14 protein-coding genes are annotated in these 15,894 nt (G+C 63.6%); 3 read left to right on the top strand and 11 right to left on the bottom strand.

Annotated elements, in window-relative coordinates:
- Positions 1-20 precede the first annotated feature (20 nt).
- The 3 genes from ettA to ABLE86_RS02880 form a co-directional block, all read right to left on the bottom strand.
- A complete protein-coding gene (gene ettA, locus ABLE86_RS02870) occupies positions 21-1,670 on the bottom strand; it encodes an energy-dependent translational throttle protein EttA (RefSeq protein WP_348777394.1) in 1,650 nt (549 codons plus the stop codon).
- A 156-nt stretch (positions 1,671-1,826) separates the two neighbouring features.
- Positions 1,827-2,588: an ABC transporter permease gene (locus ABLE86_RS02875; protein WP_348777395.1), complete on the bottom strand. Its 762-nt coding sequence runs from the start codon at positions 2,586-2,588 to the stop codon at positions 1,827-1,829.
- Positions 2,585-3,511, bottom strand: a complete 927-nt coding sequence (locus ABLE86_RS02880) for an ABC transporter ATP-binding protein (RefSeq protein ID WP_348777396.1) — start codon at positions 3,509-3,511, stop codon at positions 2,585-2,587. The genes ABLE86_RS02875 and ABLE86_RS02880 overlap by 4 nt, the downstream gene beginning before the upstream one ends.
- Before the next feature lie 206 nt (positions 3,512-3,717).
- Here ABLE86_RS02880 and ABLE86_RS02885 point away from each other — a divergent pair, with 206 nt between their 5' ends.
- The 3 genes from ABLE86_RS02885 (at position 3,718) to ABLE86_RS02895 (ending at position 7,568) form a co-directional block, all read left to right on the top strand.
- On the top strand, positions 3,718-4,650 hold the full coding sequence (locus ABLE86_RS02885) for an alpha/beta hydrolase (protein ID WP_348777397.1): 933 nt from the start codon (positions 3,718-3,720) through the stop codon (positions 4,648-4,650).
- A gap of 96 nt (positions 4,651-4,746) precedes the next feature.
- Positions 4,747-5,922, top strand: a complete 1,176-nt coding sequence (locus ABLE86_RS02890; RefSeq protein WP_348777398.1) for a CaiB/BaiF CoA-transferase family protein — start codon at positions 4,747-4,749, stop codon at positions 5,920-5,922.
- A complete protein-coding gene (locus tag ABLE86_RS02895) occupies positions 5,919-7,568 on the top strand; it encodes a thiamine pyrophosphate-binding protein (protein WP_348777399.1) in 1,650 nt (549 codons plus the stop codon). Before ABLE86_RS02890 ends, ABLE86_RS02895 begins: the two co-directional genes overlap by 4 nt.
- Positions 7,569-7,662: 94 nt before the next feature.
- Here the strand turns inward: ABLE86_RS02895 and ABLE86_RS02900 are convergent, their stop codons facing one another.
- From ABLE86_RS02900 to ABLE86_RS02935, 8 genes are all read right to left on the bottom strand, one after another.
- A complete protein-coding gene (locus ABLE86_RS02900) occupies positions 7,663-8,280 on the bottom strand; it encodes a CHRD domain-containing protein (protein ID WP_348777400.1) in 618 nt (205 codons plus the stop codon).
- A 40-nt stretch (positions 8,281-8,320) separates the two neighbouring features.
- A complete protein-coding gene (locus ABLE86_RS02905) occupies positions 8,321-9,283 on the bottom strand; it encodes an ABC transporter substrate-binding protein (RefSeq protein ID WP_348777401.1) in 963 nt (320 codons plus the stop codon).
- Positions 9,284-9,305: 22 nt separating this feature from the next.
- Positions 9,306-10,433: an ABC transporter permease gene (locus ABLE86_RS02910; protein ID WP_348777402.1), complete on the bottom strand. Its 1,128-nt coding sequence runs from the start codon at positions 10,431-10,433 to the stop codon at positions 9,306-9,308.
- The gene (locus ABLE86_RS02915) at positions 10,430-11,365 is read right to left on the bottom strand and encodes an ABC transporter permease (RefSeq protein ID WP_348777403.1); all 936 of its coding nucleotides are present in this window, start codon (positions 11,363-11,365) and stop codon (positions 10,430-10,432) included. Before ABLE86_RS02915 ends, ABLE86_RS02910 begins: the two co-directional genes overlap by 4 nt.
- On the bottom strand, positions 11,362-11,955 hold the full coding sequence (locus ABLE86_RS02920; RefSeq protein ID WP_348777404.1) for an endonuclease domain-containing protein: 594 nt from the start codon (positions 11,953-11,955) through the stop codon (positions 11,362-11,364). The genes ABLE86_RS02915 and ABLE86_RS02920 overlap by 4 nt, the downstream gene beginning before the upstream one ends.
- Positions 11,948-12,739, bottom strand: coding sequence for an ABC transporter ATP-binding protein (locus ABLE86_RS02925; protein WP_348777405.1), 792 nt, complete (start codon positions 12,737-12,739; stop codon positions 11,948-11,950). Before ABLE86_RS02925 ends, ABLE86_RS02920 begins: the two co-directional genes overlap by 8 nt.
- A 313-nt stretch (positions 12,740-13,052) precedes the next feature.
- Positions 13,053-14,303, bottom strand: coding sequence for a Zn-dependent hydrolase (locus ABLE86_RS02930; RefSeq protein WP_348777733.1), 1,251 nt, complete (start codon positions 14,301-14,303; stop codon positions 13,053-13,055).
- A gap of 65 nt (positions 14,304-14,368) precedes the next feature.
- Entirely contained in the window at positions 14,369-15,697 is a 1,329-nt protein-coding gene (locus ABLE86_RS02935; protein WP_348777406.1) for an aspartate aminotransferase family protein, read from the bottom strand.
- Between the last annotated feature and the right edge of the window lie 197 nt (positions 15,698-15,894).

Raw genomic sequence — 15,894 nt, forward strand, 5'->3', positions numbered from 1 at the left:
GGGGCGCTGGTGAAACCGCCTTAGCGGGTGAGGCGCTTGTAGGTCATCCGGTGCGGGGTCAGCGCATCGGGCCCGAGACGACGGACCTTGTCCTTCTCGTAGTCCTCGAAGTTGCCCTCGAACCACTCCACATGGCTATCGCCCTCGAAGGCCAGGATGTGCGTGGCCAGACGGTCGAGGAACATACGATCGTGCGAGATGATGACGGCGCAGCCGGCGTAGTTTTCCAGCGCGTCCTCAAGTGCCGCCAGCGTCTCGGTGTCGAGGTCGTTGGTCGGTTCGTCGAGCAGCAGCACGTTGCCGCCGGTCTTCAGCATCTTGGCCAGGTGCACGCGGTTGCGCTGGCCGCCGGAGAGGTTGCCGACCTTCTGCTGCTGGTCGCCGCCGCGGAAGTTGAACGACGAGCAGTAGGCGCGCGTGTTGGCCTCGAACTTGCCGAGCTTGACCACTTCGGCGCCGCCGGAAATCTCTTCCCAGACGGTCTTGTTCGGGTCGAGCGCGTCGCGGCTCTGGTCGACATAGCCGAGCTTGACGGTCTCGCCGACGCGGATGGTGCCGGAATCGGGCTTTTCCTGTCCGGTGATCATCTTGAACAGCGTGGTCTTGCCGGCGCCGTTCGGGCCGATGACGCCGACGATGCCGCCGGGCGGCAACTTGAAGGACAGGTCATCGATCAGCAGCTCGTCGCCGAAGCCCTTGCTGATGCCATCGACCTCGATGACCACATTGCCGAGGCGCTCGCTATGCGGGATGACGATCTGCGTGTCGCTCGGGCGGCGGCTGTCGGCGGCCTCCAGCAGATCCTCGAAGGCCTTGATACGGGCTTTGGACTTGGTCTGGCGCGCCTTGGGCGAAGACGCGATCCACTCGCGCTCGCGGCTGATGGCGCGCTGGCGGGCATCGTCCTCGCGGCCTTCCTGCTTGAGACGCTTGGCCTTGGCTTCCAGATAGGCGGTGTAGTTGCCCTCGTAGGGGATGCCGCGACCACGGTCGAGCTCAAGGATCCAGCCGGTGACATTGTCGAGGAAGTAGCGGTCGTGGGTGATGAGCAGCACCGAGCCCTTGTAGGCGCGCAGGTGCTTTTCAAGCCAGGCCGTGGTCTCGGCGTCGAGGTGGTTGGTCGGTTCGTCGAGCAGCAGCAGGTCGGGCTCTTCGAGCAGCAGACGGCACAGCGCCACGCGGCGGCGCTCACCGCCCGAAAGGTTGGTCACGTCGGCGTCCTTGGGCGGACAGGCCAGCGCCTCCATCGCCATCTCGACCTGCTGTTCGAGATCCCACAGGTTCAGGCGGTCCATCTCGTCCTGGAGATGCGCCGATTCATCGGCAGTCTCGTCGGAGTAGTTCATCATCAGCTCGTTGTAGCGCTCGATGATGGCCGTCTTCTTCTTCACGCCGTCCATGACGTTTTCGAACACGGTCTTGGTCGGGTCGAGATGCGGCTCCTGCGCGAGGTAGCCGACGGTCGCGCCCTCGGCGAGCCAGGCTTCGCCGGTGTATTCCTTGTCTATGCCCGCCATGATCTTGAGGATCGTCGACTTACCGGCGCCGTTGGGGCCCAGGATGCCGATCTTGGCGTCGGGGTAGAAGGACAGGTGGATGTTTTCGAGGACTTTCTTGGTGCCATAGGCCTTGTTCAGCCCGGCCATGTGATAGATGAACTGGCGTGCCACGCGCGCTTATCCCATGAATCGATTGTGAGGATTGGGTTCTTCAGGTTGAGCGCTATGTAGGCGATACGGGCCCAAACGGCAAATGCTTTCGGCTTTTCCGGCCTGCTGAGGCAATGGGACGCCCCCGATCTCGCGGCCTCAAGGGTGGCGAGCAAGCTACGCCTTGATCCGCCAGCCGGTCCTGAAAATCCACCACACCGTTGTCAGGCAGATGGCAAGAAACACCAGCGTCATGCCTAGGCTGATGCCGACATTCACGTCGGCGATGCCGAAGAAGCTCCAGCGGAAGCCGCTGACCAGATAAACCACCGGGTTGAACAGCGTGACCTTCTGCCAGAACGGTGGCAGCATCTCGATGGAATAGAAGCTGCCGCCAAGGAAGGTCAGCGGGGTGACGATGAGCAGCGGCACCAGTTGCAGCTTCTCGAAATTGTCGGCCCAGATGCCGATGATGAAGCCGAACAGGCTGAAGGTCACTGCCGTCAGCACCAGGAACAGAACCATCCAGAACGGGTGCTCGATGTGCAGCGGCACGAACAGCGAGGCGGTTGCCAGGATGATCAGGCCGAGGATCGTGGATTTTGAGGCCGCCGCACCGACATAGGCGATGACGATCTCCAGATAGGACACCGGCGCCGAGAGGATCTCGTAGATCGTGCCGACGAATTTCGGGAAATAGATGCCGAAGGAGGCGTTGGAGATACTTTGCGTAAGCAGCGAGAGCATGATGAGGCCCGGCACGATGAAGGCGCCGTAGCTGATCCCGTTGATCTCGCTGATGCGCGAGCCGATGGCGGCGCCGAAGACCACGAAATAGAGCGAGGTGGAGATGACCGGCGAGACGATGCTTTGCAAAAGCGTGCGCCAGGTGCGCGACATTTCGAACAGGTAGATCGCGCGGATCGCGTAAAAATTCATCGCCGTTCCCTCACCAGATTGACGAAGATGTCTTCCAGCGAACTCTGCCGGGTCTGCAGGTCCTTGAACCGGATGCCAGCATCGTTGAGGTCCTTGAGCAGCGAGGTGATGCCGGTTCGCTCGCCCTGCGTGTCATAGGTGTAGACGAGCTCGTGCCCGCCATCGGCCAGCTCCAGCCCGTGGTTGGCCAGCGCTGGCGGCACCCGCTCGAGCTGGCCCTGGAGCTGCAGCGTGAGCTGTTTGCGGCCGAGCTTGCGCATGAGCTCGGCCTTCTCCTCGACCAAGATGATCTCGCCATGGCTGATGACGCCCACCCGGTCGGCCATCTGCTCGGCCTCCTCGATGTAATGCGTGGTGAGGATGATGGTGACGCCGGTGTCACGCAGCGCGCGCACCACCTCCCACATGTCGCGGCGAAGCTCGACGTCGACGCCTGCCGTCGGCTCGTCGAGGAACAGGATCTGCGGCTCATGCGAAAGCGCCTTGGCGATCATGACGCGGCGCTTCATGCCGCCGGAAAGCGTGATGATCTGGTTGTTTCTCTTGTCCCAGAGTGAGAGCTCCTTCAGCACCTTCTCGATGTGGGCCGGGTTTCGCGGCTTGCCGAACAGGCCGCGGCTGAAGCTGACGGTGTTCCAGACGGTCTCGAACGCGTCAGTCGCCAGCTCCTGCGGCACCAGGCCAATGCGCGAGCGGGCGGCGCGGAAGTCCCTGACGATGTCGTGGCCGTCGGCCAGCACCCTGCCCTCGGACGGATTGACGATGCCGCAGATGATGCTGATCAGCGTGGTCTTGCCGGCGCCGTTGGGGCCGAGCAGCGCGAAGATTTCGCCCCGCCGAATATCGAGATTGATGTTCTTCAGCGCCTGGAAGCCGGACGCATAGGTCTTGGACAGGTTCGAGACGGAAATGATCGGCTGCATGGCGACGACTTGCGGTGCGGTTGGCGGTGGCGCTTTCGTGAAAACGCGGCGAAAGTCTCCGAGCCGAGACGGAAGTCAGCGCAGTATATGGGCAGCCTCGTGACACACAAGAGCGGCCCGGCCGCCTCCTGACAGCCAGCCCGTAAGGCATGCCTCCCTTGACGCCCTCCCCGGCCATCGCCACAGTCGGCTGGGGGAAGAAGGCCATGCCGTTCGACAGACAATTGCTTTTCCAGTCGCCGACCGGCGCGAAGATCAACCTCTATACGCGCCGCGCCGAGGGACGGCCGTTGGGCGTGGTCCAGATCAATCATGGCCTGGCCGAGCACGCCGCGCGCTATGCGCGTTTCGCCGACTTCCTCGCCGGGCGCGGCTTCCACGTTTACGCCCACGACCATCGCGGCCATGGCTTTTCCTCCGCGCCGGATGCGCCGCGCGGCGTGTTCGGAGCAACGGACAGCGTGGCAAACGTGATCGCAGATGTCGCCGCCATCCATCGGCTGATCGCGGAGGAAACCCCCGGCCAGCCCGTCATCGTGTTCGGCCACTCGATGGGCGGCGTCGTTGCGCTGAACTATCTGCTGCGCTACCCCGAAGGCGTGCGCGCCGCCGCGATCTGGAACGCCAATTTCTCCGCCGGCATGCTCGGCCGGCTGGCGCAGGCCCTGCTGGCCTATGAGCGCTTCCGCATGGGCTCCGACGTGCCGTCGCGCATCCTGCCAAAACTGACCTTCCAGGACTGGGCGAAGAAGGTGCCAAACCACCGCACCGACTTCGACTGGCTGTCGCGCGACGAGGCCGAGGTCGACAAATATGTCGCCGACCCGCTCTGCGGCTGGGATGCCTCGGTGTCGATGTGGCAGGACGTTTTCGAGATGATCTTCTACGGCGCCGATGACCGCAACTTCGCCGGGCTTCGCCGCGACCTTCCCTTCCACCTCGTGGGCGGCCAGAAGGACCCGGCAACCAATGGCGGCAAGGCCATCACCGATCTCGCGATCCGACTCGACCGGCAAGGGTTTTCGAATCTGTTTGCAAAGGTTTACGCCGATACCCGCCACGAAAGCTTGAACGAGGTGAATCGCCACATCATCATGGCGCAATTCGCCGACTGGGCGGAACGAACTGTGGCAAATTGAGCCCAACCGAAAGCTGGCACAGCGCATCGCCCGTGACACGCCGGGCCGAATGTTGCTAGAGCATCTGCATCCCCTCAATTCTCTCCAGGGCGTTTCATGGCTAATCCTCCACTTCACGGCATCCGGGTCATCGAGCTTGCCCGCATTCTCGCCGGGCCCTGGGCCGGGCAGTTGCTGGCCGATCTGGGCGCCGACGTTATCAAGGTCGAGAGCCCGAACGGCGGCGACGACACCCGCAAATGGGGCCCGCCCTTTGTGGAAGGCCATGACGGCGAGAACCTTTCGGCCGCCTATTACCATTCCTGCAATCGCGGCAAGCGCTCCATCGCCATCGATTTTTCGACACCGGAAGGCGCGGAGACCATCCGCAAGCTCGTTGCCACCGCCGACGTGCTGATCGAGAATTTCAAGCTCGGCGGCCTGAAGAAATACGGGCTCGACTATGAGAGCCTGCGCGCAATCAATCCGAAGCTCGTCTATTGCTCGATCACCGGCTTCGGCCAGGACGGCCCCTACGCGCCGCGCGCGGGCTACGACTTCATCGTGCAGGGCATGTCGGGCCTGATGTCGATCACCGGGCCTGCCGGCGGCGAGCCGCAGAAGGTTGGCGTGGCCGTCACCGACATCTTCACCGGCCTCTATTCGGTGATCGCGATCCAGGCAGCACTTCGCCACGCCGAAGCCACCGGCCAGGGCCAGCACATCGACATGGCGCTGTTCGACGCGCAGGTTTCGGTGCTCGCCAACCAGAACCTGAATTATCTGGTCTCCGGCGTGCCGCCGGTGCAGATGGGCAATGCCCACCCCAACATCGCACCCTATGAGGTACTGCCGGTGAAGGATGGCCACTTCATCCTCGCTGTCGGCAATGACGGACAGTTCCGGAAATTCTGCGCCGTCATTGGCCTCGAGGAACTGGCCGACGATCCGCTCTACGCCACCAATTCGGCGCGCGTGGCCAACCGCGTGACGCTGCGCGAGAAGATCGTGGCGGCCCTTGCCGCCTTCGAGCGCGCGCCGCTTCTGGACGCGCTGGAAAAGTCGCACGTGCCGGCAAGCCCGATCAACAATATCGGCCAGGCCTTCGCCGACCCGCAGGTCATCGCGCGCGGCATGCGTCTCGACCTCGACGACGGCCACGGCAACATGCTGCCTTCGGTGCGCGCGCCGATGGTGCTTTCCGAAACACCGCTGACTTACGAACGGCCCTCGCCGCGCCTTGGCGAGCACACAGAAGAGATACTCAGGGAACTGGAGAAAACGGGATCATGATAACCGGCGGCAAGCTGATCGTCGAAGCACTCGAGGCCAATGGCGTCGAGCGTGTCTATTGCGTGCCGGGCGAGTCCTACCTCGCTGTGCTGGACGCGCTGCATGACTCGCCCATCCAGACCATCGTCTGCCGCCAGGAAGGCGGCGCTGCGATGATGGCCGACTGCGCCGGCCGGCTCACGGGCAAGCCCGGCATCTGCTTCGTCACGCGCGGGCCCGGCGCCACCAATGCCTCGCCCGGCATCCACATCGCCAGGCAGGATTCCATCCCGCTCATCATGTTCATCGGCCAGGTCGCCAGCCACGCCAAGGAGCGGGAGGCGTTCCAGGAGGTCGACTACCGCGCCTTCTTCGGCCCCATCGCCAAATGGGCGACCGAGATCGACGACGCGGCGCGCATTCCCGAAATTCTCACCCGCGCCTTCTCGGTGGCCACTTCCGGCCGCCCCGGCCCGGTGGTGATCTCGCTGCCGGAAGACATGCTGACCTCGCTGGTCGAGGCACCGCAAGCCCTGCCCTTCACGCCGGTAGAAGCACGTCCGGGCGAAGCGGAGCTGGCCGAGCTGGAAAGGCTGCTTGCCGGCGCCAAGCGGCCCTTCGCCATTCTTGGCGGCTCGCGCTGGGACGAGAAAGCGGTGGCCGATTTCCGCGCCATTGCCGAAGCCTGGTCTCTGCCGGTCGGCTGTTCGTTCCGCCGCCAGATGCTTTTCGATCACCTGCATCCGAATTATGCCGGCGACGTGGGCATCGGCATCAATCCCAAGCTCGCCACCCGCATAAAGGAGGCGGATCTCATCCTGCTGGTCGGTGGCCGCTTCGGCGAAATGCCCTCGTCCGACTACACGCTGATGAAGAGCCCCTATCCGGACCAGACGCTGGTGCATGTGCATCCGGATTCGGGCGAGCTCGGCCGCGTCTACCGCCCCACGGTCGCCATCAACGCCTCGCCGGCCGCGTTTGCGGAAGCCTTCGCCGCCCGCAAGCCGGGCAATACGCCTGCATGGGCCGACGACACGGCCGCGCTGCACGAAAGCTATCTTGCCTGGTCGACGCCGCCGAAAACCGGCCCCGGCGCGGTGCAGATGGGCCCGATCATGGACTATCTGGAAAGCGTTCTGCCTGAGGACGCGATCCTCACCAATGGCGCGGGCAACTACGCCACCTGGGTGCATCGCTTCCACCGCTTCCGCCGCTTCGCCACGCAAGGGGCGCCGACCTCGGGCTCGATGGGCTACGGCACGCCAGCGGCGGTCGCCGCCAAGGCCACTTTCCCCGAGCGCACAGTGGTTGCGTTTGCCGGCGACGGCTGCTTCCTGATGAACGGTCAGGAATTCGCCACCGCCGTGCAGTACGACCTGCCGATCATTGTCGTGGTCGTGAACAACGGCATCTACGGCACGATCCGCATGCACCAGGAGCGCGAATACCCCGGCCGCGTCGAGGGAACCGACCTGCGCAACCCCGACTTCGCCGCACTTGCCCGCGCCTATGGCGGCCATGGCGAGACGGTGGAGACGACGGATGCCTTCGCGCCCGCCTTCGAGCGCGCCAATGCCAGCGGAAAGCCTGCGATCATCGAAATCAAGCTCGATCCGGAAGCGATCACGCCCGCGCGCACGCTGACCGACATCCGCGAAAAGCGCTGAGAAAATCACAAGAGGGCGCCGCTGGCGCCCTCTTCATTTGAAGCCCGATGAGCCGAAGTGTCAGTCCGGGCCCTGCCTGGCTTGAAGCAGCCGGCTATTTGCCTGCCTTCTCCACCTGACCGCGAATTTCGCCGTCGGGGTATTTTTCCGTATGAACGTTGACGTAGTATTTGCCAGAATCAAGATCGGCTGCCTGCTCGTCCGTGAGCGTGGCGGAACCCTTGGAACCGCTGGCCGCGTCGGGCAGCGGCACCGCCACATCGGCATTTTCGCCAGGCGCCGCCGGGCCATGGAAATGCGCTGCAGTGGCCTCGCCGGTCAGGCCCTTATATTCCAGCGTCCAGCTAAGCGTCTTCGTGCTGGGGTCGTAGGTCGCATGCACGATGCCCGAGCCTTTGGTGTCGGTGGGCGGAACTTCATGCGAGCCGTCCATCTTGGCTGAGAACTTCATCTCCTTTGCCAAAACGGGCGATGCCGCCAGAATGGCGATGGCAAGGCCCGCAAGCAGGGGCGTGTAGTTGAAGTGCTTCATTTCACTTCCTCCCGTGGTTTCCAGAAGCGCCCCCAGAGAAGGCGAACAGCGCTTCCGGTATGGCTGCTCTAACGGCAGCGGTGCCTGAAGGTTGCCGCACTGCCAAGAAAAAGGGGCGGTTGCCCGCCCCTTTTTCCGTGCCCCACGCGAGGCCAGCTGGCCGTCTGCCGGCCCTGTCATCCACCCGCCGCCAGCCAGGCTGCGGCGGCACTGAGCGCGCTTAGAGCGCCTTGTCGGTGATCTCGGTGGTGTAGGCGCCTTCCGGCTCCTTGGTGATGATCTTCTGGTCGAGCAGCGCCTTCACGGTGCGTTCGTACAGAGCCTTGTCGAGCTTGCCGTCGCCGATCAGTTTGGCCACCTCGCCCATCATGCGCTTCTGATGGTTCTCGTCCTGCCCGCCGGCATCCATCACCGCCTCGGCGGCCTCATCCGGATGCTCCACCGCATACTTCCAGCCTTTCATCGAAGCACGAACGAAACGCACCATCTTGTCCTGGAAGGCCGGGTCCTGGAGCTTGTCCTGCATGACGTAGAGGCCGTCTTCGAGCAGGTCGTTGCCCAGTTCCGAGTAATTGAAGACGATGAGATCTTCAGGCTTGAAGCCGGCGTCGATGGCCTGCCAGTATTCGTTGTAGGTCATGACCGAGATGCAGTCGGCCTGCTTCTGCACCAGCGGCTGCACGTCGAAGCTCTGCTTCAGAACCGTCACGCCGTCCGGCCCGCCTTCGGTGGAATAGCCAAGCTTGTGCATCCAGGCGTAGAACGGGTACTCGTTGCCGAAGAACCAGACACCGAGCGTGTGGCCCTTGAAGTCTGCCTCGGACTTGACCGGGCCATCCTTCGGGCAGATCAGTTCAAGGCCGGACTTCGCATAGGGCTGGGCGATGTTCACCAGCGGCACGCCCTTGTCGCGCGCCGACAGGCCAGCCGCCATCCAGGTCACGATGACGTCGGCGCCGCCGCCGGCGATCACCTGCTCGGGCGCGATGTCCGGCCCGCCGGGCTTGATGTCGACGTCGAGGCCTTCCTCTTCATAGAAGCCCTTGTCCTTGGCGACGAAGTAGCCCCCGAACTGCCCTTGCGCCACCCACTTCAACTGCAGGGTCACCTTGTCGGCCGCCCAGGCCTGGGCAGCCGCCAGCGACATGGCGCCGGCAAGCATGGAAACAATCAGTTTCTTCATTTTTACACCCTCTGAAGTTCGCCTACCCACCACGGACAGACGGATGCCAAAACGTGACGACCCTTTCCGCAAGGGCAACCACGCCATAGAATATTGAACCCGCAAGGGCCGCAACCGCGATCTCGGCCCAGACCATGTCGACGTTCATGCGCCCGACCTCGGTGGAGATGCGGAAGCCCATGCCCACCACCGGCGTGCCGAAGAACTCGGCGACGATGGCGCCGATGAGCGCCAGCGTCGAGTTGATCTTCAATGCGTTGAAGATGAAGGGCGCGGCCGCCGGCAGGCGCAGCTTCCGCAGCGTCTGCCAGTAGCCCGACGCATAGGTGCGCATCAGGTCGCGCTCCATGTGGCCGGAGGCGGCAAGCCCGGCTACCATGTTCACCAGCATGGGAAAGAAGGTCATGATGACCACCACCGCCGCCTTCGAATGCCAGTCGAAACCGAACCACATCACCATGATGGGCGCGACGCCGATGATCGGCAGCGCGGAGACCATGTTGCCGATGGGCAAGAGCCCGCGCCGCAGGAAATCTACGCGGTCGGCGAGGATGGCGACGACGAAGCCCGCGCCGCAGCCCATGATGTAGCCGAAGATCACGGCGTGGAAGATGGTCTGGTTGACGTCCGCCCACAGCACCGGCAGCGAATTGGCGAAGCGGGCGGCGACCGCGCTGGGCGGCGGCAGCAGCACGAAGGGAATGCCCGCCCCGCGCGTCACCGTCTCCCAGATGATGAGGATCCACGCGCCGAAGATGGTCGGGATCAGCAACCGGAGCAGCGTGTTGGCGGTGCGGTCTGCCGGCCGCATTGCCGAAAGCACGGTCACGCAGCGCCATGCCAGCAGCCAGGCCGCCCCTACCAGCAGGAAGAACGAGGCGTGCGCCGCCCCCTCGTTGCCGTAGATGCCCGAAATGAGCAGCCATGCCGCTCCATGCGCGCCGACGAAGAGGACCGCCGCCGCAAGCGCGGCCGACAGCGGCAACATGGACAGCAGAGCCGCCGCGCCGATCAGCACGAAAATCGCCGCTGTTGTGCCGGAGCCGAACGGTTCAGCGCCCTCGACGCCAGCAATGGGCAGCTTCGCGGCGGCAATCGCGCAGACGATGATCGCCAGCGCCGCCTGCCAGGAAATCCTGAACCCGCTCATGCCGGCCTCCCGCCCATAGAACGCTCGACAATGCGCCCGGCAACGCCCACCAGGGTGACAAGCAGCACCGCGACGATCGACCCGGCCACGAGCGCGGACCAGATGTCGATGGTCTGGCTGTAGTAGGAGCCGGCCAAGAGCTTGGCGCCGATGCCGGCCACCGCACCCGTGGGCAGTTCGGCAACGATGGCGCCGACAAGGCTTGCCGCGACCGCCACCTTCATCGAGGCGAAGAGATACGGCACCGAGGCCGGCACACGCAGCTTCCAGAAGGTTTGCGAGGCGCTGGCGTTATAGGTGTGCATGAGGTCGAGATGCATGATCTCCGGCGAGCGCAGGCCCTTCACCATGCCCACGGCCACGGGGAAGAACGACAGATAGGTCGAGATCAGCGCCTTTGGCACCAGGCCGGTGATGCCAATGGCCGCGAACACCACCACCACCATCGGCGCGATCGCCAGGATGGGAATGGTCTGGGACGCGATGATCCAGGGCATCAGGCTGCGGTCGAGCGCCACGAAATGCACGATGCCGACCGCGATCATGATGCCAAGCGCGGTGCCGAAGGCAAAGCCGAGCATGGTGGAGGAGAGCGTCACCCAGGCGTGATAGACCAGGCTGCGGTTGCTGGTGATCTTCCGCATGAAGGTGTTTTCGAAGAAGTTCGAAGCCACCTGGTGCGGCGCCGGCAGCGTCGGCTTGGGCTGCGACAGCGTCTTGCCGACGAATTCAACGAAGCCGGGCGCTTCGCCGGCGCGCCGGTCGAGATCGCGCTGGAACGGTGCATTCATGACGACGGCGAAGACGTACCAGAGCACCACCAGCCCGAAGAGGATCGACAGCACCGGAAAGACGCTGCCGGAAACGATGCGCGAAAGAATGCCGGCCTGTTTTTCCGGGGATTGCGCGAGGACATTCGAGGCCATGGTCATTCCTTGGCCCCCTTGGTTGAGATGTCCTCCTCGCCCGGCCGCTGCGCGGCTACCCTCTCCACTGTCGTGTTGACGGAGAAAGTCTTGTCACGACGGCAGGGCATTCGTTCCCCTCCCCCTTGTGGGGAGGGGTTAGGGGTGGGGGTATTTTCCGCCTCCGGAAAGAGGCCAAGCTCGTGCAGGATCTCTACGACGCACCCTTCAAAAGAGTCAGACAGTTCGCCGGTGTTGAACCTCAATGTATTGTAGCCTTGGGCTGCGAACCATTCATCACGTATGCGATCGCGAACGAGGCCAGTGGTCGTGAAGTGATGTTCACCGTCGACCTCGATGACGAGGTGTCGTTCGTGGATCACGAAATCAACAACATACGGACCAATGGGAGCCTGCCGACGAACGTGAATGCCGTAAAGTCGACGAAATTCCCTCAGTTCCGACCAGAGCTTACGTTCACCTTCGGTCATGTTGCGCCGCAGCCGCCTGGCGCGGCGAATAGCGGCAGGTCGAATGCCAGTTGGCATGAGAAGCACCCCCACCCCTAACCCCTCCCCACAAGGGGGAGGGGAATTTAGCATAGCTGTGTCAGTCATAGCTGTGCCCCGCGCGCAGGCCGTCGCGCACGCGCGCAGCGATGGCCAGGAACTCGGGCGTTTCGCGGATGTCGAGCGGGCGCTCCCGCGGAAGGGTGGACTCGATCACGTCGGTCACGCGGCCCGGGCGCGGCGACATCACCACGATGCGGGTGGAGAGATAGACCGCCTCCGGGATGGAGTGGGTGACGAAACAGATCGTCTTGTTGGTCTGGTCCCACAGCTTCAGAAGCTGCTCGTTGAGGTGGTCGCGCACGATCTCGTCGAGCGCGCCGAAGGGCTCGTCCATCAGGAGCAGGTCGGCATCGAAGGCGAGCGCGCGGGCAATAGAGGCGCGCTGCTGCATGCCGCCCGAGAGTTGCCACGGATATTTCTTCTCGAAGCCGGACAGGTTGACGAGGTCGAGCGTGCGCCTGATGCGCGCCTTCCGCTCGCTGCTGGATATGCCCATGATCTCCAGCGGCAGCGCGACATTGTTCTCGATGCTGCGCCATGGGAACAGCGCCGCGGCCTGGAACACGTAGCCATAGGCGCGCGCCTCGCGCGCCTGCTGCGGCGTCATGCCGTTGATGGAAATCGTGCCCGAGGTCGGCCTTTCAAGGTCGGCGATCACGCGCAGGAAGGTGGTCTTGCCGCATCCCGACGGGCCGATGAAGGAAACGAACTCCCCCTTGCCGATGGAGAGGTCGACATCCGAAAGCGCCCTGACGGGCCCGTCATTGGTCTGGAAGGTAAGCCCAAGCTTACTGGCTTCGATGACGGTATTGTTGTGTGCTGGCTGCAAGCTGGCTCTTTCCAATTTCCGTTGATCGATCAAAGCGTATTTTCGGGGTGCGGCAGACGGCGCATGCGCAAAAACAAGCCCAAAAACAACGGATTACGCCCGTCTCCTGACTCGATTTCGCAATTTGGTCGCGAGAGTGCGTTTCCCGCCCCAATGGAGGACCGGATCGTTGAGCGCGCGACCTTGCGGCCGCCGCATGGCGACCGGTCGCTATGTGCCGTAGGTGAAGGTGCTCCTCATTCTCCCGTATTCCCCTTCTTGCGGGCCGCGCACTTCTTTGTGGCGCGTCGGCCCGGTATTCTCCTGCGTGATCTTACTCCACGATCTGAGCAGTCTCCACCACCGCGTGGAAAAGCACGTCGCAGCCGGCGGCTGCCCATTCCGGGTAGATTTCCTCAGCCTCATTGTGGCTGAGCCCGTCGACGCATGGGCAGAATACCATTGCCGTAGGCGCCACGCGGTTGATCCAGCAGGCGTCGTGGCCGGCGCCAGAGACAATGTCGCGGTGGGTGTAGCCCAGCCGCTCGGCAGCGTCGCGGACCGCCTTCACGCAGCCCTCGTCGAAGGTGACCGGGTCGAAATGGCCGACCTGATCGATCTCGAACGAGATATCGAGCGCGTCGCAGATGGTGGCGATGCCGTCGCGAATGCGGGCATCCATCTCGTCCAGCACTTCCTTGTCGGGCGAGCGTATGTCGATGGTGAAGACCGTGCGTCCCGCGATGATGTTGCGCGAGTTGGGATAGACTTCCATGTGGCCGACCGCGCCGACGGCGTCGGGCTGGTAGTCCATCGCCACTTCATGCACCAGCTCGGTCACGCGCGCCATGCCGAGGCCGGCATTGCGGCGCTTGTACATCGGCGTCGAGCCGGTATGCGCTTCCATGCCGGTCAGCGTCACCTGCAGCCACTTCAACCCTTGCCCGTGGGTAACGACACCTATCTCGATTTCCTCGTCCTCGAGGATCGGGCCCTGCTCGATATGCAATTCGAAAAAGGCGCGCATCTTGCGCGCACCGACCTTTTCGTCGCCCTTCCAGCCGATGCGGGCGAGCTCGTCGCCGAAGCGCTTGCCTTCGGCATCCTTGCGGTCATAGGCCCAGTCCTGCTCGTGCACGCCGGCAAACACGCCGGAGGCCAGCATGGCCGGGGCAAAGCGGGTGCCTTCCTCGTTCGTCCAGTTGGTGACGACGATGGGATGCTTTGTCTTGATGCCGAGATCGTTCAGGGTACGGATGACTTCCAGGCCGCCCAGAACGCCAAGCACGCCATCGAACTTGCCACCGGTAGGCTGGGTGTCGAGGTGGCTGCCGACATAGACCGGAAGCGCGTCCGGGTCGGTGCCCTCGCGACGGGCAAACATGGTGCCCATCTCGTCGACGCCCATTTCGAGGCCCGCTTCCTCGCACCATTTCTTGAAGAGGTGGCGGCCTTCGCCGTCGGCATCGGTCAGCGTCTGGCGGTTGTTGCCGCCGGCAATGCCGGGGCCGATCTTCGCCATTTCCATCAGCGAATCCCACAAGCGTTCTGAATTGATTCGCAGATTCTCGCCCGGCGCGGCCATTCTTTTCATTCCCCCTGTTCGAACAGAAAAATGCCGGGAGACCCTCGCCTCCCGGCATCATTGTTTTAGTCGATCATGTTCAGCACTTCGCGGACATGATCGATGAGTTCATCGATCTGGCCCTTGGTGATGATCAGCGGCGGCGACAGCGCGATGATGTCGCCGGTGGTGCGGATCAGCGCGCCGCGCTCGAACGCCTTCACGAAGGCCGAGAACGCCCGCTTGCTGGGCTGGCCAGGGATCGATTCCAGCTCGATCGCGCCGACGAGGCCGATGTTGCGGATGTCGATGACATGCGGCTCGCCCTTGAGCGAGTGCAGCGCCTCTTCCCAGTAGGGCGCCAGTTCGGCGCCGCGCGTCAGCAGGCCCTCTTCCTTGTAGGTGTCGAGCGTGCCGAGAGCGGCGGCCGAGGCAATCGGGTTGCCCGAATAGGTGTAGCCGTGGAAGAACTCGATCAGGTGCTCTGGGCCGTTCATGAAGGCGTCGTGGATTTCCTTCTTCACGAACACCGCGCCCATCGGGATGACACCGTTGGAGACGCCCTTGGCGGTGGTCATGATGTCCGGGATGACGCCGAAATAGTCGGCCGCGAACGGCGTGCCAAGACGGCCGAAGCCGGTGATGACCTCGTCGAAGATCAGCAGGATGCCGTGCTTGTCACAAATCTGGCGCAGGCGCTGCAGATAGCCCTTCGGCGGAATTAGAACACCCGTGGAACCGGCGACCGGCTCGACGATGACGGCCGCGATGGTCGAGGCGTCATGCAGCGCGACGATGCGCTCCAGCTCGTCGGCAAGCTCGGCGCCATGCTCCGGTTCGCCCTTGGTGAAGGAGTTCTTGGCCGGCAGATGGGTGTGCGGCAGATGGTCGACGCCGGCGAGCAGCGTGCCGAACATCTTGCGGTTGGTGACGATGCCGCCGACCGAGATGCCGCCAAAGTTGACGCCGTGATAGCCGCGCTCGCGGCCGATGAGGCGGGTGCGGGAGCCCTCGCCCTTCACGCGCTGGTAGGCCAGCGCCATCTTCAGCGCGGTGTCGACCGATTCCGAACCCGAATTGGTGAAGAAGACATGATCCATGCCGGCCGGCGCGATGTCGACCAGGCGGTTTGCCAGCTCGAACACGATCGGGTGGCCCATCTGGAAGGCGGGCGCATAGTCGAGCTCAGCGGCCTGATGCTGGATCGCCTCGGTGATCTTGGGGCGGCAGTGGCCGGCGTTGACGCACCACAGGCCGGCAGTGCCGTCGAGGATCTTGCGACCGTCGCTTGCCGTGTAGTGCATGTCCTTGGCGCCGACGAGCATGCGCGGCGCCTGCTTGAATTGACGGTTTGCCGTAAACGGCATCCAGAATGCGCTGAGGTCGTTCGGAGCGACGTTCTTTCTGTTAGACATAACCAAGCTTTCCTTCTGCGGTCCCCTGTTTCGATGCGGCCAACGCTTGGTCTTTGCGACACTTCTGTGTTACGCAATTTTTTGACCGGTTGGACAAACGTTAGCACCGCCAGACAGGCGGTCAAGGGAATACTAGCCCATATGCGCGCGCCAAATCGCGTTCCACGGACCAAGAGGAACTGGTCCAGCGAATTAGT

Source organism: Mesorhizobium sp. KR2-14, assembly GCF_040049255.1.
GTDB lineage: Bacteria > Pseudomonadota > Alphaproteobacteria > Rhizobiales > Rhizobiaceae > Pseudaminobacter.

What these genes read in the sequence shown, in the direction of transcription:
- ABLE86_RS02935 (WP_348777406.1), bottom strand. Translation starts at nt 15,697, where the DNA reads ATGTCTAACAGAAAGAACGTCGCTCCGAACGACCTCAGCGCATTCTGG.
- ABLE86_RS02930 (WP_348777733.1), bottom strand. Translation starts at nt 14,303, where the DNA reads ATGGCCGCGCCGGGCGAGAATCTGCGAATCAATTCAGAACGCTTGTGG.
- ABLE86_RS02910 (WP_348777402.1), bottom strand. Translation starts at nt 10,433, where the DNA reads ATGAGCGGGTTCAGGATTTCCTGGCAGGCGGCGCTGGCGATCATCGTC.
- ABLE86_RS02890 (WP_348777398.1), top strand. Translation starts at nt 4,747, where the DNA reads ATGGCTAATCCTCCACTTCACGGCATCCGGGTCATCGAGCTTGCCCGC.
- ABLE86_RS02920 (WP_348777404.1), bottom strand. Translation starts at nt 11,955, where the DNA reads ATGACTGACACAGCTATGCTAAATTCCCCTCCCCCTTGTGGGGAGGGG.
- ABLE86_RS02880 (WP_348777396.1), bottom strand. Translation starts at nt 3,511, where the DNA reads ATGCAGCCGATCATTTCCGTCTCGAACCTGTCCAAGACCTATGCGTCC.
- ABLE86_RS02915 (WP_348777403.1), bottom strand. Translation starts at nt 11,365, where the DNA reads ATGACCATGGCCTCGAATGTCCTCGCGCAATCCCCGGAAAAACAGGCC.
- ABLE86_RS02900 (WP_348777400.1), bottom strand. Translation starts at nt 8,280, where the DNA reads ATGACAGGGCCGGCAGACGGCCAGCTGGCCTCGCGTGGGGCACGGAAA.
- ABLE86_RS02885 (WP_348777397.1), top strand. Translation starts at nt 3,718, where the DNA reads ATGCCGTTCGACAGACAATTGCTTTTCCAGTCGCCGACCGGCGCGAAG.
- ABLE86_RS02895 (WP_348777399.1), top strand. Translation starts at nt 5,919, where the DNA reads ATGATAACCGGCGGCAAGCTGATCGTCGAAGCACTCGAGGCCAATGGC.
- ABLE86_RS02875 (WP_348777395.1), bottom strand. Translation starts at nt 2,588, where the DNA reads ATGAATTTTTACGCGATCCGCGCGATCTACCTGTTCGAAATGTCGCGC.
- ABLE86_RS02905 (WP_348777401.1), bottom strand. Translation starts at nt 9,283, where the DNA reads ATGAAGAAACTGATTGTTTCCATGCTTGCCGGCGCCATGTCGCTGGCG.